Genomic DNA, 22,930 nt, shown 5'->3' with positions numbered 1-22,930 from the left:
CCAGCGGTTCACGCCCCCCCTTCCACAGAGTTGCGCCGCTGGATCGGGAGATCTCTCCCAGCACGACCTGGAGTATAAGAGTGAAACAAAGCAATATAAAACGAATTGAACTGTACGCTGTCGCTGACCGCAAAGCTGACCCAGTACCCTGGGCGGATGACCAGGAGCCTCTGTACTACACCAACAACATCGTTCGCCTGATCACTGATGATGGTCTGGAAGGTGTTGGCGCAACCATCAGCTACACCGAAGAAGACTTCGACAAGTGTGTGCTGGAAGCCATGAAGAGCGTTACTCCCGGCATGATCGGCAAGAACGCTCTGATGACTGAGCAGTTCCATACCTGGCTGCAGGGTCGCTGCACCTGGGGTGGCCTGGTTGCCAAATCTCCTTTCGATATCGCCGCCTGGGATATCAAGGGTAAGAAGTTCGGCATGCCTATCTACATGATGCTGGGCGGCGCTCGCAACAAGATGCTGTCTTACGCATCTACTCCTCTGTTCCACAGCCATCAGGAATACTTCGACTTCATCGAGAAGTGTATTGATGAAGGCTTCACTGCCGTTAAGCTGCACTGTCACTGTGTCTTTGAGAAAGATGTTCCTCTGGTAAAGGCTGTTGATGAACACTTCAAGGGGCGCGGCATTGAGCTGATGCTCGACACTGCCATGTACTACAACGGCGAGCAGTCCCTGAAGATGGCCAAACTGCTCGACGAACTGGGCTGGTACTGGTACGAAGCGCCCTGCTCCGACTACGACTTCAAGACTTACCAGAAGCTGGTTAAAGAAACCAATATCGAAATTTCCAGCCACGGTAACTGCCTGCTGACCCTGCCTGAAGTTGAATATGCTCTGGCAAACGACATGTGGTCCGATGTTCGTCAGGACGCCACTGTCTGCGGCGGTATTACTCCTCTGAACAAGTGCTTCGCTATCGCTGAAGCTCACGGCAAGCCTCTGGAAATCCAATCCTGGGGTTACACCATTACCCAGGCGGCCAACCTGCATGTGGCCCTGGCACACAACAACGGTGTGTACTTCGAGCAGGCATTCCCTTACGAGAACTTCGAGTACGGTGCCAAGAATGTGATTCGCACCGACAAAGAAGGCTTTGTTCACGCCCCTGAAGGCGATGGTCTGGGCGTTGAGATGGATTGGGCTGCGGTACGTGACGCATCCATTCTGAGTTACATCATCGAATAACTACCAAAAGGCTGTCCCCGTATTTGCTTACAGGGAAGTGGGTGAATGCATAGGAGTTAAACATGACGACACAGACGAGCGGAAATTTCGATAAGGTCACGATCGCGGTCTCAATGGTAATTGTGAGTGCGATCTCCTGGTTCTTTCTGACAAACACTGAAACCGCCATTGGCGTTGCCGGTGATATTTTTACTTTGATTGCCAGTAACCTGGGTACCCCAATCCTGTGGTATGCCTTTGGCCTGGTGATTATTGGCGCTTTCTTCTGCTTCAGTAAATACGGCAGCATCCGTATGGGTAATGAGAAGCCCGAGTTCTCTACCTTTGCCTACATCACCATGATGGCGCTGGCGGGTGTTGGTTCCGGTACTGTTTACTGGGCCTTCCTGGAATGGTCTTACTATATCAAGACTCCTCCATTCGCCATTGAAGCCGGCAGCACCCTGGCGCACGAATGGGCTGTCACCTACAGCCTGCACCACTGGGGCATAACTGCCTGGGCGATTTACGCGATTACAGCCATTCCGGTTATGTATGCGTTTTATATCCGTAAATCAGGCTCTCTCAAGATCAGTGATATTGTGAAAAACATGATGGGTAACAGCAGCTCCGGTTCCGTTGTTGCACGCATCATCGATATCACTTACCCGATCGCCCTGGTATTCGGCCTGATTATCGTTCTCTCCCTGGGTGTTCCCATTATTTCTGCTGCGGTTTCTCTGCTGACCGGTATTGCAGACACGCTGGCGCTGAAGTTGGGAATGGTAGCAATTGTTGCAGCTCTGCTGATCATGAGCTCCTTCCTCGGTATTGAGAAAGGTATGCAGAACATCAGTAGCTACGGCACTTACTGCATTGTTGCCCTTGCGGTTTACATCCTGATCATGGGTCCAACCCAGTTCATCCTGGAAAACACCAGTTCCTCCATCGCGATCTGGGCTTCCAACTTTGTGAAGATGAGTCTGTACACAGACGCTATTGAGAAAGCTGGTTTCCCACAGAACTGGACTGCCTACTTCTGGGCTTACTGGATGATCTTCATTCCGCTGATGTGTGTGTTCACCACCAAGGTTTCCAAAGGCCGCACCATCCGTGAAGTTATCGTCTGCATGATTGGTGGTGGTACTGCCGGTATTGCAGCGCTGTTCTCCATCGTAGGTTCCTTCATGATGAAGACGCAGCTGGACGGTAAGGTGAATATCAGCCAGATGGTTTCCGACGGTCAGGCCAGCCAGTCCATTGTTCAGTCTTTGAATACGCTTCCTCTCTCTTCAATAATTCTGTGCCTGTTTATCGTTGCAACCTTCCTGCTTCTGGTAACCACCCTGGACGGTTCCGTATTTACAGTGGCCTGTCAGACACAGAAGAAACTGAATAAGAACAATAACCCGGCTACCGCTCTGAAGATTTTCTGGTGTCTGGTAATTGTTGCTATCCCGGCTGTGTTTATATCGGTAAATGCGCCGGTAGGCTCCATGCAGGCTGCAATTCTGATCTTCGCACTACCTCTGCTCCTTCTCACTTCCTACATGCTGTACAAGACTTTCGTGTACATGCGTGAAGACTACGGCCACATGACTTCCATGGAAATTGAGAACATGCACAAGCTGACTGACACAGCTGTTGAAACTGCTGAGGGTGAAGAGCCTCTCAAGGAGGCTGTAGCGGCGTAAACTTTACCCGTTTTCAGTTTTCTCTACTTGGAAAGGCCATGCATAGCATGGCCTTTTTTATATGGAGGAAACTTCTTTTGCTGTGGTCACATGCCGTATACGACCCTGCTCCATAGTGGCAACTGAATCCGCAAAATCCAGACCCTCTTCCTTGCTATGAGTTACAAACAATGCGGCAACATGTTGTTGTTTCAGGATCTGACGAATATCTCTGATCAGTCGCTGGCGTACTTCGCTGTCGATGTTGGAGAAAGGCTCATCCAGCAAAAGAAGAGAAGGTTTTCTTGCAAGAGAACGGGCTATGGCCACCCGCTGCTGCTGTCCTCCGGAAAGCTCGTGAGGATATCTTTTCTCAAGCCCTTCCAGGCTTACCAGCTCAAGCATTTCCTGCACTCTCTTTTTAATGTCTGAGCGAGGCTGCCCTTTCAACCCAAAAGCCACGTTATGGAAAACATCCAGATGAGGAAACAAAGCATAATCCTGAAAGATCATACCAATGTTTCTGTTCTCGGGAGAAACCATCATTTCAGAAGAGCTCACCAGAGTATCGTGAACAGTGATACTTCCATTTTCAGGCTGGAGCAAACCAGATATGGCTTTAAGCAGCGTGCTTTTTCCGCAACCACTCTTCCCCAGCAGGCAGATGATTTCACCATTAGCAATCTTGAGATTGAGATCGCTAATAACCCTGGTCAGACCATAACTGCAGGTTAATCCCTTAATATCAAGCGCACTCAAAATGCCCCGCCTCCTGTTGCTTTGTTTGCTGCGGTGATGGTTCTGGGGAATTAGAACCCATGGAGTTATCCATAGACCAGTTCATAACTATCAGCGGCACTAATCCGGCGACAACCAGAGCGATTGCGGCAGGAGCGGCATACTCCAGTTTTTCATCCGATACATACTGAAAGACAGATGTCGCCAGCGTTTCAAAATTAAAAGGCCTTAACAGCAGTACGGCTGGCAGTTCTTTCATGGCTTCAACAAAAACCAGAAGCAGACCTGTGAGTATGCCTTTGCGCATAAGTGGCAGATGAACCCGCCGCACCATCCCTGGAATAGTGCACCCCAGCGTACGGCTTGCCATATCGAGAGAAGGAGATATTCGTTCCAGGCTGGCCTCAACGCTCCCGACAGCTATTGCTGAGAAACGAATAACCATGGCAAGCACCACAGCAAAGATTGAGCCACTGAAAACCAGGCCAACCGGTTTTTGCCCTAAAGCTATAAGCAGTTCATTAATTCCTGTGTCTGCCAAAGACAAAGGAATCAAAACAGCTATAGCCAGCACTGTTCCGGGCAAAGCATAGCCAGTTGAAATCAGCCGCCCGGGAATACGGGAAACCATGCCAGGCTGAAAACGCTGGTAAAAACCAAAGAGAATGGCCGCGGCTGCAGCAGCCAGGGCAGTACTTCCAGCCACGATAAGGCTGTTGGTGCCATCAACTAGAAGATCTGAGATCGAGCTGACTTTATAAAAACTGAGCAGGTACTTCAGCAGCATAAACGCAGGAAGGACAAACCCGAATACGACAAGCATCCAGCACCATATCAGAGCCAGAAACTTCTTACTGCCACTGAGTTTTATCAGCAATGCCTTATCGTAACCAGAATCTCTTTGAAACAGAGACTGGCGACGGCGACTGTATTTTTCCATTGAGATCAGGAGAACAACGGCAAGCAGCATCAGTGCTGATAATCTTGCTGCCGCACTTAAGCTTCCGTAGCCGAGCCAGGTGTCATAAACAGCCGTAGTCATCGTCGGCACGGCAAAATAACTGACGGTGGCAAAGTCAGCCAATGTCTCCATCCCCATCAAGGCAAGCCCTGTGATGATTGCCGGGCGGGCCATGGGAATGGCAACTCGAAGAAAACTCTGAAGAGGAGTACAGCCAAGCAGGCGGCTCGCCATTGCCTGAGTTTGGGACTGTTCCAGAAATGCTGTTCGTACCAGAAGATACTGATAAGGATAGAGAACCAGGGAAAGAACTATCACAGCCCCAGGCAAACTTCTGATTTCTGGGAAACTGTAATCTGCCGCAGATTCCCACCCCATTACATGACGCAATAATCCCTGAATGGGTCCGGAGAATTCCAGAAGATCAGTGTAGATATAGGCAATCACATAGGCTGGCATGGCCAACGGCAATATGAGCAACCACTGGAGGACTTTTCGCCCGGGAATATCTGTACGGGCCATAATCCAGGCTGCAGGGACAGACAATACTGTTCCCAGAACACCAACACCTGCGACCAGCAGAGCAGAATTGGCAATATAGTTGCCAAGTACTGTGCGCCAAAGGTGGTTGAAGATATCTCCACTCGGAGCAAAGGCTTCAACAATAAGAGCAATAACGGGAAGGAAGAGAAGAAGAGCCAGCAGCCAGCTGCCGACTCTCCATGCGTAAGGAAGATTATGTTTCATTAATGATCAAACTGGACTTCATCAATCAGCTTCTGAGCTTTAGCTTGATTGGCAGCGATCTGAACAAGAGACATATCTTCAGCTTTGAAATCCCCCCAGGCTGCAACGGTTTTGGACACAGGTACAGACTTGTTAATTGGGTACTCCATGTTCACTTCAGCATAAACTGATTGTGCTTTCTCACCAGCCAGATATTCCATTAACGTCTGTGCATTAGCTTTGTTAGGAGCATGCTTGGCCATCACCATGCCACTCACGTTACCGTTTGCGCCACGATTACCCTGGTTGGGGAAGTTGATGTAAACAGATTCAGCCCATTCACGCTGATCGTCCCGCTTCATCATCTGTCCGAAGTAGTAGCTGTTACCCAGAGAGTAATCGCAAACGCCTTCCTTGATGGCTTTTACCTGGGCACGGTCATTACCCTGTGGGCGTCGTGCGAGGTTAGCTTTCACACCTTCAAGCCAGGCTTTGGTCTGCTGCTCACCCTTATAGGCGATCATGGAAGAAACCAGAGACAGGTTGTATGGGTGCTTGCCGCTGCGGGTGCAGACCTTGCCTTTGAACTCAGGCTTTGCCAGATCTTCATAGGAGATATCTTCAGGCTTGCCGTTACGCTTGGCGCTGTAGATGTTACGGATGCGCAGTGTCAGAGCATACCAGTGACCGTTAGGGTCACGATACTGCTCAGGAATTGATTTGTTGATCGCATCGCTTTGTACAGGCTGGGTCACACCTTTCTCTACCAACTTCACCATCTGGCTGATATCCGTTGGGAGTACAACGTCAGCCGGGCTGTACTTGCCTTCACGAACCAGACGCTCATCCAGTCCTTTCTTGGCAAACACAACGTTCACCTTAACGCCGGTATCTTTTGTGAAAGACTCAAACATAGGTTCAACCAGAAACGGTTGACGATAGGAATAAACATTAACTTCCTCTGCAGCCAGAGAAGAGAAGGAAGCCATTGTTAAGGCAGTACCGGCGAGGAGAACAGTTGTTTTTTTCATCGAAGCACCAAACGCAAAACTTAATGATAAACATTATCATTTGCATGTTACATATGTGTTTTTAAAATTCAATGGCAAGTTAGCGATGTTTTGATCTGATACCAGATTGCTAAACAACAATGTGGTGATGTATTAGCTGAAAGCAGTGTTATAGAGGGGGGTGTTAGGCCGTTAAATGGCAAGGTAAACTTCTGACCTCCCAAGAAGAATAAGAGAATGATGTCATGAGTCAGATGTCTGGAAGCTGCCGCTGCGACCAACTTCAGTTCACAATTTCAGGTAAACCTGTGCTTAGTGGCTTCTGCCACTGCCATGCCTGCCAAAAGCGCACCAGTGGTCCCTGCGCTGGCTTTCTAATGGTTAAAAAAGAGCAGCTGGATATTACTGGTCAAAGTCAACAGTTCAAAGACACTGGGGGATCTGGAAAACCTATGATTGAGCATCACTGCTCTATATGTGGCACCACGGTTTTCACTGAACTAAAGGTTTTGCAGGATATCCTTGCGATACCGGCATCCACACTAAATAACCCTTCACAGTTTTCCCCGGAAACTCATGTGTGGGTCAGCTCGCTCAACCTTCATTTTGCAATATCTGACAACCTGTCACAGGAACCGGGTCCGCCCAGAGCTGTGTTGAAATATTTGGCTTAAGCATTTTTTTTCAGAAAAGAAAAAGCCTGGGACACTCCCAGGCTTTCTTAGTTATATTTGATGCTTCTATTCAACGGTTACAGATTTTGCCAGGTTACGGGGCTGGTCAACATCGGTTCCCTTGATCAGTGCCACATCATAAGAGAGCAGTTGCAGAGGAATAGTGTAGAGAATCGGAGCAATCTGATCGCTGATCTCTCCCAGAGGAATCACTTTCACACCTTCACCGGCAACCAGTCGTGCATGACGGTCTGCAAAGACATAAAGCTGTCCGCCACGGGCGCGCACTTCTTCCATATTGGACTTCAGTTTTTCCAGCAGCTCATTGTTAGGGGCAACAACCACTACCGGCATATCACTGTCGATCAGTGCCAAAGGTCCATGCTTCAATTCACCAGCGGCATAAGCTTCTGCGTGGATGTAGGAGATTTCCTTCAGCTTCAGTGCACCCTCCATAGCAATAGGATACATGGTTCCACGGCCAAGGAAGAGACTGTGATGCTTGTCAGCGAAGTCCTCAGACAGCTCAGTAATTGTATCTTTCAGTTCCAGCACTTCATTAATAGCATGGGGCAGACCTCGCAGATCACTGACAATCTGTGATTCCTGCTCTTCAGTCATACGACCACGGCTGCGCGCAATGGCAGTCACCAGCATCAGAAGTGCAGTCAGCTGAGTTGTGAACGCCTTGGTGGAGGCAACACCAATCTCAGCACCGGCACGGGTCATAAATGCCATATCGGATTCACGAACCATGGAAGAGCCTGGTACGTTGCAGATTGTCAAGGAGTTCATAAAACCCTGTTCTTTTGCAAGACGCAGCGCTGCCAGAGTATCTGCCGTTTCACCAGACTGGGTAATAGTCACAAACAGGCAGTTATCAGGAACAAATGCACGGCGGTAGCGGAACTCGGAGGCGATCTCAACACGGCAGGGAATCCCCAGATCTTCAAACCAGTTACGGGCAACCATACCGGCGTTGTAGCTGGTACCACACGCAATCAGTTGAACAGCTCCAACCTTCTCGAAGATTTCCCGTGCGTTATGGCCGAATGCTTCAACTGCGACATGAGAATCTGTCAGGCGACCTTCCAGAGTGCTGGCAATAGCCTGAGGCTGCTCAAAAATTTCCTTGAGCATAAAGTGACGGAACTCACCTTTGTCACCGGCCTGGTGATCAAGATCGCTATCAATCAGCTCGCGTTCAACAGGTTCTCCGGCAAAGTTGAAGATGGAAACCTTGTCCCGGGTAATTTCTGCAACATCACCCTCTTCCAGATACTGGAATCGGTGGGTAACAGGCAGCAGAGCCAGCTGGTCTGAACCAACATAGTTTTCACCAATACCCTGACCGATAACCAGAGGGCTGCCGGAACGCGCAACAACAATCAGATCGGGATCATTACGATCCATAATGACTGTGCCATAAGCACCGTCCAATTGAGTAACTGCTTTTTGCAAGGCTTCCAGAAGGGTTTCAGAACTCTTGCGCTCATGATGAATAAGGTGGGCAATCACTTCTGTATCTGTTTCAGATTCAAAAACGTAGCCTTTACCTCTCAGCTCTGCACGAAGCTCTTCGTGATTCTCGATAATACCGTTGTGAACAACGGTAATATCGCCAGACATATGTGGGTGGGCGTTGCGCTCAGAGGGTTCACCGTGAGTTGCCCAACGTGTGTGAGCAATACCAGTACCGCCACGAACAGGTTCGTGATTCAGCGCATCTTCCAGCTGACTCACCTTGCCGATACGGCGCAGACGCCCGAGAACACTATGACGATCGATAACAGCCAGACCTGCAGAGTCATAGCCACGATATTCCAGACGTTTCAATCCTTCGATCAGAATAGGCGCCACATCACGCTGCGCTACCGCACCAACAATGCCACACATAGAATGTTTTCCTTAAATCCCAGAAGCTTCAATCGAGGCAGTAATTGTGAATTGCTGCCTATATAAAGGGTTATTGCGAATTACTTTTTAGCCGGCTTCTTCCAACCTGGAATATTGCGCTGCTTGCCACGGGCAATACCCAGATGACCGTCTGGTACATCATCATTCACAGTGGAGCCAGCTCCAACGACTGCATCTTTACCAACAGTCACCGGGGCAACCAAAGCTGTGTTGGAACCAATAAAGGCACCGTCAGCAATTGTTGTTTTGAACTTGTTGGCACCGTCGTAGTTACAGGTGATTGTTCCTGCTCCCACGTTTACACCCTCGCCAACTTCAGCATCTCCAACATAGCTCAGATGATTAACTTTGCTGCCTTCACCAATATGAGCCTTTTTGGTTTCTACAAAGTTACCGACTTTAGCTTTGGTTTCGAGGCGGGTGCCAGGACGCAGACGTGCAAAAGGCCCAACATCACAGTCTTCACCAACAACAGCATCTTCAATAACAGAGTTGGCTTTTATAATAGAACCAGCCTTGATAACAGCATTTTGAATATGACAGTTGGGGCCGATCTGGACGTTATCTTCCAGCTTTACTTCGCCCTCAAAAATGCAGTTGATATCAATAACCACATCATTGCCACATGCGAGACTGCCTCGGATATCCAGGCGGGCAGGATCTAGAATAGTAACACCGTCGTTCATTAACTGTTCTGCCTGACGCTTCTGCAGCAATCTTTCAAGCTGAGCCTGCTGCATACGGTTGTTTACACCCTGAACTTCCATTTCACTGCTGGGGCGCGCATTAACGACGCTGGTTCCCTCTTCAACAGCCATGGCAACAATGTCCGTGAGGTAAAACTCACCCTGAGCATTATTGTTATTCAGATTGTTCAGCCATTCAGCCATACGCTTGCCCGGAATCGCCATGATACCTGTATTGGTTTCGGTAATAGCTTTTTGCTCAGGCGTGGCATCTTTATCTTCTACGATGGCCTGAATTGCTCCCATAGTGTCGCGAACAATACGTCCGTAACCGCTGGGATTGGCCAAATCAATTGTCAGCAAAGCAAGGTTTTTGCCATCACAAGCAGATACCAGAGATTGCAATGTGCTTGGCAGAATCATTGGTACATCGCCATAAAGAACCAGTACAACATCAGCTTGGGAGCAGGCAGGTGCTGCCTGCATAACAGCATGCCCAGTGCCAAGCTGCTCTGTCTGCTCAACCCAGTTCACCGGAAAATGTGCCAGTCTCTCTCGAACCGTATCAGCACCATGTCCGATCACAACATGGATATCTTCCTGTCCGTCAAGGGTCTGTTCAGCAGAACCGATAACATGTTCCAACATGGAGCGACCAGCAATGGGATGCAGAACCTTGGGCAACGAGGACTTCATCCGGCTTCCCTGGCCAGCAGCAAGAATAATTACTTCGGTTTTCATTTCGTATCCTTTCCAACCACCGGCTTCTTTCCAGCCAAGGCTCGTTATGCTGATACTTGGCGGTCGGCTATGAAAAATAAAAATGGCTCAGCCCAGACACTTTCCACTAGATTCACTCAGATACGAGTTGAAGCGATTTCAGTGGAAAAAGCCTGATGCAGAGCCGTAAAACTAACTCGGCAAACTTATAAGGCAAGTACTTCTGCAAACCTGCCTGACAGAGACAATTAAACAACCTTGAGCGGGCGTTGAGCCCATCAGGTAAAATGCAACCCTGTCAATTCATGGCTGACAAACCCTGTCAGCCAGCAATAACTTCTCAGCACCTTACTTCAAAGGCTATCTACTGGGATATTTCAAAAATACACATTATTCTCAAGCGTTACACAATGTAATCTGTTATTTTCAGATAACAATAGTTTTTGTCATTAATTTTTTGACAAAGGTCTGCTTCTCTATGGATCTCAGCGCCCTCAAACAACTAGGAATGGATGACAGAGAGATCAATCTGTATCTTGCTCTGTTCCAGCTTGGCCCTTCCTCAATCCGCGATATAGCCAGTCACACCGGGATAAACAGGGGAACAACCTACGAGTCTCTTAAGCAGATGGCAGCCCGGGGGCTGATCAGTTATGCCCCAAAAGGAAAACGTCGTGTCTTTCGTGCAGAAGACCCTGACAAACTTTTACTTCTCGCTGAAGAGAAAAAATCAGCCCTGGAAGGAACGATCGATTCCCTGAAAACAAATATTATTCCAGGCCTGCATCACCTGAAGCCGGACTTCTCTGCTGGCAATGTCCGGTTTTATGAGGGTGACGATGGGATTGAGACGGTGCTGAAGGATATTCTGGCAACTGTCGGCCAGCAAACAGATAAGGAATACTGTGTTTTCTCCACAAAAAGTATTCGTCATCACCTCTACCGGCCTTTCCCGAACTACACCCTTCAGCGTATTCGTCGCAAGATAAAAGTCCGCGTGATTGCAGTCGGTGATGGCGGTGAAGATGCCGAGTACTCAGAGCGGAAGTGGCTGAAAACAGATGGGCCGGTAGATGCCAGTTATATTGCTATCTACCCGCCCAAGGTTGCCATGATTTCCATGGCTTCAGAAAACTACCCTGTTGCTACTGTTCTGGAGGCTCCAGAAGTGGCAAGGTCGCAACAGGTTGTGTTTGATGCGCTGTGGGGGTTCCTGTAGAGCTAGTGGAGGAGGTTAAAGACAACCTTTCAACTTGGCCTGTAAGTTCATTCATATCCTCATCTTCTATTTCAGCTTCCATTTCCTCTTCCTGATGTTGAGGGGGGATTGGAATATCGTCGAAACTCAACCGCTCAAATCTAATAGTTAGGTCATCTTCTATTGCAATAGTGCCTTTAAACGATAACTCAAAATGCTCAATTTCCTGTTCGAGTACAGGTTTCCTTCCTGAAGAAATCAAATTTAGAATAAGCAGCTTTTCAAGCTTTCTTATGAAGTGCTGCCCTACACATGCATGAAACTGACTTCTGTTAACAAAGGTATGTTTGTATTTAACACGTTCTTTGAGAGGCAGCCCCATTAACTCTGGTGATATATGAGGGTTTGTAGATCCCTCTCTTGGGTTTAGATAATAAATTGGAAGCGTCATAGTTTCCCCTGCTCTTAAAAAGAGCTTTCTGAATACCCTTCTTCCTTGAGGTTGTTTTTTGGTTGCTTCCCGATCAAGAAAATAAATAACAAAATCATCTTTTACTCTCCTTGAATCGACAGGAACAGGTGGTAACTCCATTAAGATTTTCTCTATCAGAAGATGAAGTGTTGGCATGTTTTCTTCTGTCATTTGATCATCTGTCCACTCATGAGAACCAAACCCAGTCATAGGAACGCCAAACTTTGTTAAAACCTGCTTCATTTCTATTATTATTTTCTCTAATGACTCCCTGTCTCTTGCAAGCTCTGATATAACAGCCATCTGAAAAAACGACCCAGTATCTGTTCCTGCAATCATTGGATTTAGTAGATCCTGATAATCCTCCTCTGTCAGTTTATCGTGCCCCCCAGCATTTCGAACAACAGCACGTAATAAAGGCTCTCCACTTTCTGCTTCTCCCATATAGTCAATGTTGTCCAGAACACCTTTAGATTTTGCTGTTTCTACCAACCACTTAATATCTTCTAGCAATAGGATTTTTTTATCATAAATCGCCCCATAGTGTTGCCTGAGGTAAGAATCACGCATAGCTCTGGGCCTCATTTGAAAACCATAATCGAAAGGTAACTTAACTGAAGCCTCAACAACCCCTTGAAAATGTTCTCTTATTTCATCAAATTTCGTTCGATGTTCATCGGCACTTACATCAAAACCAAAAACCGTACTGATAATTGATGACATCAAAAACTTACCAACTTCCAGCCTTATACTAGAGCCGGTAAGCGAGTCGCTCAACTGACTTACAAACCGTTTAGAAAATTTATCAAGCTGAGAGGTTATTAACTTTAGAGATTGTGGGCCAAAAGCTACTTTAAACACCTGACGTTTACCAGTATGAACTTCACCTGCATCTGTTCCAAATAGAGAGAACTCCCCAAGGATTATTCTCACCATCGTAAAAATGTCTTGTTTGACGAGATGGGTACCAAATGACTTTGCAAGAATTCCTGATGCAATATCGTAGTCCCAGACCCACATATTGTCTTTAAGATATGTAAGCCAGGGGTATAACCATGATTCCCTTGATACCGTTGTGAGAAGCCATCTCAACATACAGTTAGAGGGGTGGGTATTCATTCTGCATATCGGGTGATCTTTACTTTTTTCAAGTAAATAATCTGCCAATAGTTTTACATCTACGGCTTCACTTCCTTTTGGAGTGACTCTCCTTATTATTTCATCGTACTCCCCAACAAGAGGCAGGGGTAAAAATTCTGCTCTTTCCTTTTCTTGCGGTGATATGTCACTTTCCTCAATAACAACATATCGTTTCTCAGGAGCCGGTACTTTATCTTTTTTTGTTTTATCAGGAATTGAAGAGGGAGGTGTACTCTTAGGTTCATTTTCTACTCCGGCAAAAACAGGGACAGCATGCAATAACCAGATTACAGATATAACCTTTGCTAACAGCCTGATCCTGATTATCTTCATACTTATACCCAAGCCTGCTCAAGTAACCAAGCCAAGACTAGTACCCAGAGATCAAACCGTCATACTTATTAAGAACAAAAAGTTACAGTAATCTAAATCTTTCAAGTAACCATTAAATAAAGATGAGCTAATCTGGATTACCAATTTGCTTTCAATATGAGGCAAATTAGTTGTTGATCTTGGAGAATCTCATGCCAAAAGCTAATAATTTACTGACTATTATTGCAACAGTGGTGTCCTTATCATTTCCTCTTTATTGTGTCGCTCAGCAAGATTCTCTTATTTCTTCTGATTCATCAAATAGTTATCAGCAAGCTTCATTATCTCTCCATCAGAGTATTCATGGCCTTCCAGTTTTAAAAAGTTATGGCACAACACCCAAAACACTCATGCTGGCTGAAGAGTCTCTTAACCAACTTCTTGACCAAGGTACAGCTAACTCTGCTGAGGGTAATTTGGTTTCTTTTATGATTAATAATGGTTATCGGGTCGTTGTTACAGACCGGGACTATGACTTGGATAATTTGGATGAAAACGAGTTTCCAGAAGAAAAAACTGCACTCATAAGCTCCCAGGGAATACGCGCAGACTCTTACCTCACAGAACCCCTGAGGCTTGTCGCCCAGGCTCGAATTGATCAGCTAAGAGCAGGTGCGGAGAAGGGGGATGAACAATTCAAAAATGAGCTGCAGAGCCTCTATAGAGCAATATCAGCCTTAAAGAAAAATGGTTTTTATCTGGAAACAGATGATGAAGATGATATTGATCTGCCCGGTTACATCGTACTAAGTGAGATGGTTCTGGCTGAACAGTTTCAAGGTTATCTGGATCGCTTTTCAGGTGCTTTGAAAGCTCTCATGAATAAGTTGGCTGAGAGTGAAGGTAAGGCGTTTGACAGCTCAGAACTCGACAAAGAGCTTAGGAGCCTCAAGCCGTGGTATGAAGCCTCCCCAGATAGTTTCAGGATGCAGGTACCAGATATTTGCGAATGGCTGAAACGTAATAATCTTGCCTCTACAACCAAACCCGTCCCAACTAATCCGATTAATATGGAGGATGAATTTGCCTCTGGTTTTCTCACTGACCCGTTTGATGAAGATGAAGATGAAGATGAAGATGAATAACCTGGAGGAAACACATAAGAACTTCGGTAAGTATTTGTGTAACCTTTTGTTAGAGCTGATAACCGAAACTATTAGCGGTAGGAGCCTGAAAGCTTGTAAGAATTCGCCTGCTATTTCAGGCGGGGTTAACGACTGTTCAGGTTTTGTACAAAGAGATATTCTCCGCTTCGCAGTTATGTTTCAAGTACGAGACAAGGAAATGGCACGGATCGCCTTCTGCATCCCAAGGACGTAACCTGCAAGGAAAGCAGGTTCAGGTCAGGGAAAGACCGATAGCCAGGATGACTACAAACAGGGAACATGGATTGTGGGTCTGATAAGGAAAATCAGACCCTTAACCACAAGCAAACATTCCACATCACTCAAGTTCTTTTCAGAACTCCAGTCACACACCAATTATTTTTTATCAGGGAATAACCCCCTCTTTATTCAGGTTTGTCTTTCTATAAGCAATACCATCACACGTCATTAACCAGACAGTACTGCTTATAGATAATAGTTTTTAGCCCAGAATCTCTTCCAGAATAGCGGTGTATTTTTTTGGGGACAGGCGGGGGCCGTAGGAGGAAACAACGTTGGCAGATGCACAGCTAGCCAGATCACCAGCCTGCTGGTAACTGTAGCCTGCAGTTATTGCATACAGGAACGCACCGGCAAAAGAGTCGCCAGCACCGTTGGTATCAATAGGTTCTGCGGGATAAGGCTCGATCTTCAACAGTTTCTCGCCATCAAATACGATCGCACCTCTTGGGCCGAGAGTAATTGCAAATGCGCGGGCAACTTTCTTCATTGCCTCAATAGCTTCATCCAGGTCATCGGTTTCAGCCCAGCACAGCGCTTCCCTTCGGTTGCTGAACAGCATATCGACGCCTTTATCACCGATCATCTGCTCAAGACCTTCGCGGAAGAACTTCACCATTCCAGGATCAGAAAGACTTAAGGCTGTTTTTACACCATGCTTTTCTGCCAGCTCACGGGCATGAATAGCTGCAGCACGACCAGTTTCTGAAGTGACCTGATAGCCTTCAATGTAGATGTACTCTGACTGTTTCAAAGCATCTTCATCAATTTCATTTGTGGAGAGGGTTTCGCTGATACCGAGGAAGGTGTTCATGGAACGTTCTGCGTCGGGGGTGACCAGAACCAGGCATTTGCCGGTAATGCCTTCATTGTTTCCATTTAATTTGCAGGTTGTGACTCCTGCTTCTTTCATGTCCTTTAGGTAGAACTGCCCGAAATCATCATTTGCTACCTTGCTGGAGTAAAACACGTTACTTCCAAAGTAACTGGCTGCTATCGCTGTGTTTGCTCCTGAACCGCCACTTGCTCGGCAGGAGTGTACAAGGTGATCCTTCAGCGCCTCCATCAGCTCGTCTCGACGTTGCTGATCGACCAGGGTCATATGACCTTTTTCCACTCCGTTGGTTGCGAGAAAGGTATCATCAACCTCAATCTCAGTATCAACCAAAGCCGCACCTACTCCATAGATGTGGTAGCTTTTCATATGGTGTTCTTTCATAGATGAATAACGGGCTGTAGATCGCCACAGACAGTGATTGCCTGGCTATCGCTCAGCCATTCAGACTACGTTTTTTGTAAACAACTGCCAGTTGTTACAAAAGGCGAAACGGGTAACGATACCACAAGCAGGTAAAATTCACTAAACCAAAGGTGAATTATTCGCCAGTTTTATAAGAAGTGTATATTGGGGGAACCTCAGGCTATATTCCCCAAACTTCCAAGTAAAACCTAAAAGTTCAGTAACAGCCGTACATACATCCCTGTATTTTCCGACATATTCTCAACTCTTCTGCAAATTTGACCGTTATCCCTTTCGCTTTTATCTATTTGTATCAAACCCAGTGTTGGAGTTCGATATCGGTAGAGCCGGAATCACTGGAAACCAGAATATGTCCATCCTGAATTGTGCTCTGTAAACTCATCGTTCGCTCAGTATGCTCTGCCAGGGAAGATAGCTGGTCTCCAGACACAAAATTCACCTTCAGGTTTGAAAACCGTTTAAATGTAGGATCATTCTGTTCCCGCCAGATTGGGGCAGCTCGATCACCATAAGCATAAATAATCACTTGCCTGGATTGATTGCAGGCTTTGCGAATACGTCTCTCATCCGGCAGACCAACTTCAATCCACAGGTTAACCGCTCCAGTCAGATCCTTTTCCCACAGGTCAGGTTCATCATCAGTACTTAAGCCCTTGGTGAACTGAAGGTCATCGCCAGCATTCAGGGCAAAGGACAAAACACGCATCATCATGCGTTCATCATTTTCAGAGGGATGCCTGGCAATAGTCAGGTTGTAGTCCTGATAATGGTGACGATCCATATCCGCCACCTGGAGGCTGGCTTTGAAGATAGTGGCTTTCAGCGCCATATTTAATCCCGATGATTTTGCAATATTTTCAATGGAGCTGAGCCTAACTGTTTCCTGATCTTCAAAACAAGAAGGGTATTACCCATAAGCACCAAATATCACAGCGCCAATAACCAGAACAATTCCTCCCCCCAGTCGTGAGGATATCTGGGCATAGCAAAGCAAGTTCATCCGTTTTGATGCCGCCAAAACTTCCAGATCACCGGAACCGCCCCGGTTAGCCATACACAATCCGGCAGTGATGGCTGACTCGATCTCGTAGAAACCAAACAGTCTCCCTCCAAACGCAGCTCCAAGAGTTGCGCCAACGACAATAAATATTGCTACAAACAAAGTGATGGGATTGATGGCTTCAATGACTTCACCAAGGTTTGTGTAGGCGATTCCCACACCAACCATAAGAACCCACAACAGTTCTTTACTTAAAAAGTCCGCAGTTTTTTTTGCTCCTGCTTTCAGGTTTTCTGGAATAACTCCTGAAACATTCAGCAATGTAACAAGCACGACCAGCCAGGCATAACGGTGAATCTGGATATTTCCCCAACCCGGCAGTAATACTTTTGAAAACACTTCAGCCATAACGCAGAAAACAACGGCAAGTGTCAGGCCTCCAAGAAGATCTTCCCGTGCAATACTTTCCCTGCCTGCTCCACTTCTTAAGTCTCGCAGACCATTGCGAACCAACTGTCCCTGTCCACTGAACAGAGGGTATATATTTCCAACCCTGTTCAGTAATGCAGCCAGAATAATACTGATAATGTTGGCTATGGTGAGAATTGAAACGGCTTTTGAATAATAGGTTTCCCGGGAATTACCCGTCACAGATTCATATATTTCCGAAAGCGGGATTGCACCCGCGCCATTTCCCCCTCCCATGATCGGAAGAACATAAAGCATCAGAATATCTTCCATCTGTATTCCAACAAGCGTTCCTGCACATATCCCGAAAAGAGTCGCCATAGCCAGCGCGATTAATATGGTTGGGATATATCCAATAAGAGACTGAATCAGAAGAGTCCGTTTTAAAGCAAGAATATTTCCAACAATTAAAATACCTATAAACAGGTCAATATAGTGGCTGCTCTTCATCAGGTTTGTGACTGACTTAACTTCAGCCTCGTTAAGAATGCCAGCATAAACCATCCATGCTGCGCCCAGAAATACCAGAACAGGGCCGCCACCAATATACTTGTTCCAGACAGGAATCCTGTCACCCACATACCCAAGAATGCCTCCAAGCATAAGCGTAAAAGCCAAAGCTCCCGGTAAACCGGCAGGCAATGTTCCAAAGACATGCGCCAGGCAGAGAATAAGGAAAGATGCAGTAAAGAGCCCCAAGGGTAATCCAGATATACGCCCGGCAAACATTTGAACCACCTTCTTCTTGTTTGGGGAAACAGATAAAAGTAAGAAGTGTTGATGGTTTAGTCACTTTTATTTTGTTGAGCGTGTTCTTTCATTTCCTGGGGAATACAAGCACTCTTTATGATCTCATCAACAGGCAGGAAACTCGCTGCATGCCTGAAAGCATGGATATTGTTGTTTACCTTCTAGCCTTCCTTGCTGTCATTATTAACGGTATGGCAAAGGGTGGGCTTGGAAGCATTGTTGGCTCCCTGTCTGTTCCATTAATGTCTCTGGCTATGGATCCGGTTCAGGCAGCTGCGGTTCTGTTACCGCTCCTTCTTTTAATGGATTTCATATCCATGTGGAAATTCAGGGGACAGATTTACTGGCCAGCATTCATCCACTGCCTCCCTGCGGGGATTGTTGGTGTCGCCATTGGCGCAATGATTTTTAACCAGCTTTCCGATGCCAGCATCAGGCTATTGATTGGGCTGGTCTCTCTTGGTTTTTGCCTGTTACTGTGGTTACAGAGAAACTCAACTTCCAGAAGCAAGTCATCAGCAGTTAAAGGCAGTTTCTGGGGATGCCTTACCGGTTTTACCAGTTTTGGTATTCATGCCGGAGGACCTCCACTTTCCATATATCTTCTACCTCTCGGTCTGAGCAGCCATCTGCTTATGGGTACTCAGGCATGGATATTTGCTGGCTTGAATTTCAGTAAGGTTGCGGCATATAGCTGGCTGGGTCAGCTGGATTTCAGCAATCTTGTGTTTTCTTTGTTCCTGGTTCCGGCGGCTCCAGCGGGCGTTTTCCTGGGTTATTACCTGCTGAATCGGCTCTCTCAGAAAATCATCTATGGGTTTTGTTACCTATCCCTGTTCAGCCTTGGTTCTGTATTATTTTTTCAGGGAGTTAGGGAACTGTTTTGATGGAGAGAGGTCAAAGGTCATTGTCCTCTTACATAAAGCGACCGGCGCAGAATCCATGAACAACTACAAAACGATGATACCTTTCTCCCTTCTAGCAGCTCTTCTTCCCATTACATTTATTCTTGCTGGTTGTCAGAAACCATCTCTGGATAGCTGCCCTTATTCTACAGATGAATATCAACCAGCTAATGCAGGCTGCTTGATTACCAAAGAGGATGAGGTTGTCATTGTGACAATGAGGCGATCCGGTAAACAGACTATTCCGGGTGGCACCTCTGAGAAAGGTGAAACAGCGCGCTGTACTGCTTACAGAGAGACATTTGAGGAGACAGGCATCCGGGTTTCAGTTCATGAAATGCTGGCTGAGTTTTCCAATGGCTTTCAACTCTATAGGTGTAAACCTATCGCGGTGGAGTCTTCCCCCCTGAATCCGGACGAAATAAGCGATGTTTCCTGGCGCTCGTGGTTATCTCTTAACACGGATAATTGGCGCTATCCCGAGTTCTTTATCAAGACCAGACGCTTGATTCGTGAGCAAATTACAGGCATAAGCAAGGAACTGGAATGATATCCCCTTGCTTAGAGGTCTTACATGAGAGTTACACCTGCAGATAGAGAAGCTCTACCCTTCTGGCTGCGCTGGTTTTTTAATAAACAGGAAAAACGCTACGGCCAGGTTCTTCAGCCAGCTCTGGTATGGTCCAGACGCCCCCGCTTTTTCGTCTTGTTTGCCAGTCTTTGGGGAGCGCTCAGCCACAAATCCTCTCCTCTCTCTCCCGTCCTCAGAGCTATGATACAGGTTTATGTAGCCAAACTGACCTGGTGCGAGTTCTGTATCGACCTGAACGGACAGACTCTCGCCAAAGAACACAGTGGTGAAGAAAAGCTGGCGGAACTAGATAACTGGAAAGACAGCGATGTTTTTACTCCCCAGGAAAAAGCCGCACTGGCCTGGACAGAAGCTATGTCTGGTTCAGGGTGCCAGGTAACAGAAGAGCTCCATTTGGGGTTAAAAGAATATTTTTCTGAACAGGAAATCATGGAGCTGACCGCATTGATTTCGTTTCAGAATATGTCAGCCCGATTTAATGCTGCTTTGGATATACCTTCTCAGGGATTGTGTAAAATACCTGCAAGAAGAAACAATTGATCACTTTTTGCACAGTATTACTGTACACTTTTTGACCAAAATGTTACTGCTGTTACTGGATTATTTCTTTAATGTTCGCACCTCCTAAGCGGTGAATTTGAGTGACAGCAATGAAGAATAATATCAAAAACTATTTTGGGTGTTTGTCTCTGTGCCTTGCAACTGCAGGTGTTCAGGCAAATGGAGATATCCATGACCTGATGGACTGTACTAAGGATATTCTCTACAACCGAGCAGGAGGCTTTGAGGTATTAGCTGATCTTTCCAATAGTCTTCAGTACGCAATTGAGAACCCGGAAGACAAAGAACAGATTGCTCAACATACCAACCAGTGCAGAACCTACCATAAGATGTTTGAGACAGCCGTAGCTGAGGAACAGATTGCTTATGAGGAATCTGTTAACAACCTGGATACAGCTCCTGCCATCAAGAAACTCTTTCATGAGTTTATTAACCCAACATATAGCTGCTCCAAGGTTGGTGCTTACTGGAGTTTGGCTCTGGTGAAACTTAACTGGGCTGCCGGGGCTGAAATTGCGTACTGCAGCAGCACCTTAGGAGAAAGCTGGATAGAGCTTCGCCCGTTTGCTGATCATGGTGTTGGAGTGGGGGCCTACCTTGGTGGAGGAATGAGTTATGGATGGGATGACAAAGTCAACTATACCTCCCTTCCGGTTTCTATCACCCCAAGGGCCAGTGTCGAAGTTGAGGGTGCCAAGCTGGTTGGAGGTAAGGTTTCCAGTTACAGACAGTTGATGCCAAACAATTTTGGTGTTGGTCTTGGTATTGGTGCAAAGGCTGTTGCTAATATTGGGGCGCAGGTGAATGTAACAGTATTCTCTTTCAAGAATAACTTTGAATCAATGATCAAGGTCCTCACATTATCAGACCTCAAAGAAAGAGAGGTGCCGGAAGATGAAATCTAACACTGTTTAGGTTGTTATCCTGAACACCGTTTACAAAGGGAACATACCAAACACTGTTTTTCATTTGCAGTTCGAACAGTGTTTGGTTCTTTCCGATTTAACTAAACACTGTTCAGTAGTTTTTCGACCATTTTCTTGACTCCCCCTCCGTAGAGCTTCCAAACTGATTTGAACACTGTTGAGTTAACAGGCTGTAAATATTTAACAGTATTCATAAACTGTTCCAGTAAGAGACAAAGGATATGGCTCGCCGGAATGATCACAGTAAAGATGAACTTCAGCGCCTGGCTCTCGCAACCGTTAAGGATTTTCTGAACCTGTATCCCTCACAGGATCTCAGCCTGAGAAAGGTTGCCAAGCTTATTGGTTATTCGCCCGCAACGATTATCAACTGTTTTGGCAGTTACGGTGATCTTTTGCTTGCTGCAAACGCTGAAACTCTGGATGAGCTGCATTTGCTCTCTAACGTTGCAGTGAGGGAGGAGGTTTATCCACAGGTTGCGCTGCGAAAGCTGGCCAGAATTCAGCTGGGTTTTGCCCGCAAATATCCTCACCGCTGGCAACTGGCCTTTGAACACCGAATACCAGTTCACAAAGCTCTTCCTGAGTGGCACCAGATGCGTATAGACCGTCTTTTTGCTCTGTTTACAGAACAACTAAGCAGAATTGAAGGGCGAAAGAAACTTCAGGATATTCACATTGCTTCACGTGTTATCTGGGCTGGTGTTCATGGAATCTGTCTTCTTGCTGCTGGAGGCGGGGTTATCTCTGAAAAGCATACCAGTGGTGAGCAGATGATTGATTCTCTGCTGGATAACTATTTGAAGAGCTGGGTCAGTAACGGGCAATTATCCACAACGACCTCTTAGAGGCCTGGAATAGAGTGGCCCTAAGTGACCTTCTGCTCTTTGTGTAATCTGTCCTAGATTTTTATTGAGGCACTCAGAAATTACTTGAGCCTTGCTGAACTTCAAATATCCACCTTCAAGCTCACAATTAATACTCTCACATACAAAAAACCCTCAAATACCAAAAACCGGTATTAAGGGTTTCTCTTTATAGCTTGAAATAACTAACCGTTTAAATTTTGAACAGTGTTAAAGCTCATATGAACGGTGTTCAGCTCTCAAGCTATCGTTACTTTTTACCCAATTTCTTACGAATAGCCTGTAGAGTACGAAGCTGGGCAACAGCCTCTGCCAACTGAGTCGCCGCACGGCTGTAATCAAACTCACCCTGCTGATTAGCCAGAGCCTGTTCCGCCTGCTTCTTGGCTTCTTCTGCCGCCGCTTCATTCATATCTCTGGCACGCAGCGCGGTATCAGCCAAAACCTTAACCTGATTGGGCTGAACTTCCAGAAACCCGCCAGAAAGGTAATAGATTTCCTCTTCACCACCCTGCTTAATCAGGCGAATAGGCCCGGGATTCAAGCCGGTAATAAGAGGTGTATGCCCAGGAGCTATACCCAGATCACCTTCTGTACCTGTTGCTACGATCATCTCAACCAGACCGGAAAAGATGTCATCCTCTGCACTGACTATGTCACAGTGAACACTCACTGCCATGGTATGTCCCTCCTGTTCAGACCTCTTTTTTCAAACAGTGTTCAGAAAAAGAGGCCGGATGTTATC

At 46.5% G+C, this 22,930-nt stretch carries 20 protein-coding genes; 10 read left to right on the top strand and 10 right to left on the bottom strand.

Translation table 11 applies throughout. The features are described 5' to 3' along the window. Window positions 1–80: 80 nt before the first annotated feature. Both M3P05_RS01335 and M3P05_RS01330 read left to right on the top strand, forming a co-directional pair. Window positions 81–1,205, top strand: a complete 1,125-nt coding sequence (locus M3P05_RS01335; RefSeq protein ID WP_249697428.1) for a mandelate racemase/muconate lactonizing enzyme family protein — start codon at window positions 81–83, stop codon at window positions 1,203–1,205. 62 nt (window positions 1,206–1,267) lie between these two features. Then, entirely contained in the window at window positions 1,268–2,878 is a 1,611-nt protein-coding gene (locus tag M3P05_RS01330) for a BCCT family transporter (protein WP_249697427.1), read from the top strand. A gap of 57 nt (window positions 2,879–2,935) precedes the next feature. Here the strand turns inward: M3P05_RS01330 and M3P05_RS01325 are convergent, their stop codons facing one another. From M3P05_RS01325 to M3P05_RS01315, 3 genes are read right to left on the bottom strand one after another with little or no spacing between them, the layout of a single operon-like run. Then, window positions 2,936–3,616 carry an ABC transporter ATP-binding protein gene (locus M3P05_RS01325; RefSeq protein WP_249697426.1) on the bottom strand — a complete coding sequence of 227 codons (681 nt, stop codon included), beginning with the start codon at window positions 3,614–3,616 and terminating at the stop codon, window positions 2,936–2,938. After that, on the bottom strand, window positions 3,603–5,303 hold the full coding sequence (locus M3P05_RS01320) for an ABC transporter permease (protein WP_249697425.1): 1,701 nt from the start codon (window positions 5,301–5,303) through the stop codon (window positions 3,603–3,605). Before M3P05_RS01320 ends, M3P05_RS01325 begins: the two co-directional genes overlap by 14 nt. After that, window positions 5,303–6,313 carry an extracellular solute-binding protein gene (locus M3P05_RS01315; RefSeq protein ID WP_249697424.1) on the bottom strand — a complete coding sequence of 337 codons (1,011 nt, stop codon included), beginning with the start codon at window positions 6,311–6,313 and terminating at the stop codon, window positions 5,303–5,305. The genes M3P05_RS01320 and M3P05_RS01315 overlap by 1 nt, the downstream gene beginning before the upstream one ends. A gap of 224 nt (window positions 6,314–6,537) precedes the next feature. Here M3P05_RS01315 and M3P05_RS21175 point away from each other — a divergent pair, with 224 nt between their 5' ends. Next, window positions 6,538–6,966 carry a GFA family protein gene (locus M3P05_RS21175; protein WP_408635836.1) on the top strand — a complete coding sequence of 143 codons (429 nt, stop codon included), beginning with the start codon at window positions 6,538–6,540 and terminating at the stop codon, window positions 6,964–6,966. A 66-nt stretch (window positions 6,967–7,032) separates the two neighbouring features. Here M3P05_RS21175 and glmS read toward each other — a convergent pair whose 3' ends face one another. Together glmS and glmU are read right to left on the bottom strand one after the other, a co-directional pair. Beyond that, a complete protein-coding gene (glmS, locus tag M3P05_RS01310; RefSeq protein WP_249697423.1) occupies window positions 7,033–8,862 on the bottom strand; it encodes a glutamine--fructose-6-phosphate transaminase (isomerizing) in 1,830 nt (609 codons plus the stop codon). Window positions 8,863–8,942: 80 nt separating this feature from the next. Next, the gene (gene glmU / locus M3P05_RS01305; RefSeq protein ID WP_249697422.1) at window positions 8,943–10,310 is read right to left on the bottom strand and encodes a bifunctional UDP-N-acetylglucosamine diphosphorylase/glucosamine-1-phosphate N-acetyltransferase GlmU; all 1,368 of its coding nucleotides are present in this window, start codon (window positions 10,308–10,310) and stop codon (window positions 8,943–8,945) included. Between the two features lie 457 nt (window positions 10,311–10,767). On the opposite strand from glmU, the gene M3P05_RS01300 reads away from it, so the two are divergent. Next, window positions 10,768–11,508 (top strand): TrmB family transcriptional regulator, encoded by a 741-nt coding sequence (locus tag M3P05_RS01300; RefSeq protein WP_249697421.1) that lies wholly within the window; start codon window positions 10,768–10,770, stop codon window positions 11,506–11,508. Here M3P05_RS01300 and M3P05_RS01295 read toward each other — a convergent pair. Next, window positions 11,435–13,432 (bottom strand): cytochrome P450, encoded by a 1,998-nt coding sequence (locus tag M3P05_RS01295; protein WP_249697420.1) that lies wholly within the window; start codon window positions 13,430–13,432, stop codon window positions 11,435–11,437. The genes M3P05_RS01300 and M3P05_RS01295 overlap by 74 nt on opposite strands. 191 nt (window positions 13,433–13,623) lie before the next feature. On the opposite strand from M3P05_RS01295, the gene M3P05_RS01290 reads away from it, so the two are divergent. Then, window positions 13,624–14,556 carry a hypothetical protein gene (locus M3P05_RS01290; protein ID WP_249697419.1) on the top strand — a complete coding sequence of 311 codons (933 nt, stop codon included), beginning with the start codon at window positions 13,624–13,626 and terminating at the stop codon, window positions 14,554–14,556. Between the two features lie 502 nt (window positions 14,557–15,058). Here the strand turns inward: M3P05_RS01290 and M3P05_RS01285 are convergent. The 3 genes from M3P05_RS01285 to M3P05_RS01275 all read right to left on the bottom strand — a co-directional run bounded on the left by M3P05_RS01285 (window position 15,059) and on the right by M3P05_RS01275 (window position 18,314). Next, entirely contained in the window at window positions 15,059–16,060 is a 1,002-nt protein-coding gene (locus M3P05_RS01285) for an adenosine kinase (protein ID WP_249697418.1), read from the bottom strand. Window positions 16,061–16,409: 349 nt separating this feature from the next. Then, window positions 16,410–16,946, bottom strand: a complete 537-nt coding sequence (locus tag M3P05_RS01280) for a YaeQ family protein (RefSeq protein ID WP_249697417.1) — start codon at window positions 16,944–16,946, stop codon at window positions 16,410–16,412. 78 nt (window positions 16,947–17,024) lie between these two features. Further along, window positions 17,025–18,314 carry a 2-hydroxycarboxylate transporter family protein gene (locus M3P05_RS01275; protein ID WP_249697416.1) on the bottom strand — a complete coding sequence of 430 codons (1,290 nt, stop codon included), beginning with the start codon at window positions 18,312–18,314 and terminating at the stop codon, window positions 17,025–17,027. Window positions 18,315–18,463: 149 nt separating this feature from the next. Here M3P05_RS01275 and M3P05_RS01270 point away from each other — a divergent pair, with 149 nt between their 5' ends. From M3P05_RS01270 to M3P05_RS01250, 5 genes are all read left to right on the top strand, one after another. After that, window positions 18,464–19,222, top strand: coding sequence for a sulfite exporter TauE/SafE family protein (locus M3P05_RS01270; RefSeq protein WP_249697415.1), 759 nt, complete (start codon window positions 18,464–18,466; stop codon window positions 19,220–19,222). 55 nt (window positions 19,223–19,277) lie between these two features. Then, window positions 19,278–19,790: an NUDIX hydrolase gene (locus M3P05_RS01265; RefSeq protein WP_249697414.1), complete on the top strand. Its 513-nt coding sequence runs from the start codon at window positions 19,278–19,280 to the stop codon at window positions 19,788–19,790. 24 nt (window positions 19,791–19,814) lie between these two features. Then, complete coding sequence (locus M3P05_RS01260) at window positions 19,815–20,372, top strand: carboxymuconolactone decarboxylase family protein (protein WP_249697413.1); 558 nt, start codon at window positions 19,815–19,817, stop codon at window positions 20,370–20,372. Window positions 20,373–20,482: 110 nt separating this feature from the next. After that, entirely contained in the window at window positions 20,483–21,298 is an 816-nt protein-coding gene (locus M3P05_RS01255; RefSeq protein WP_249697412.1) for a hypothetical protein, read from the top strand. Between the two features lie 242 nt (window positions 21,299–21,540). After that, window positions 21,541–22,167, top strand: coding sequence for a TetR-like C-terminal domain-containing protein (locus tag M3P05_RS01250; protein WP_249697411.1), 627 nt, complete (start codon window positions 21,541–21,543; stop codon window positions 22,165–22,167). Window positions 22,168–22,435: 268 nt separating this feature from the next. On the opposite strand, the gene M3P05_RS01245 is transcribed toward M3P05_RS01250, so the two are convergent. After that, on the bottom strand, window positions 22,436–22,864 hold the full coding sequence (locus M3P05_RS01245; protein ID WP_249697410.1) for a F0F1 ATP synthase subunit epsilon: 429 nt from the start codon (window positions 22,862–22,864) through the stop codon (window positions 22,436–22,438). Window positions 22,865–22,930 lie beyond the last annotated feature (66 nt).

Origin of the sequence: Parendozoicomonas callyspongiae (assembly GCF_023502345.1) — a bacterium.
GTDB classification, from domain to species: domain Bacteria; phylum Pseudomonadota; class Gammaproteobacteria; order Pseudomonadales; family Endozoicomonadaceae; genus Sansalvadorimonas; species Sansalvadorimonas callyspongiae.
The sequence above is the reverse complement of the archived record's forward strand: the minus strand, read 5'-3'. Positions and strand labels throughout refer to the sequence as shown.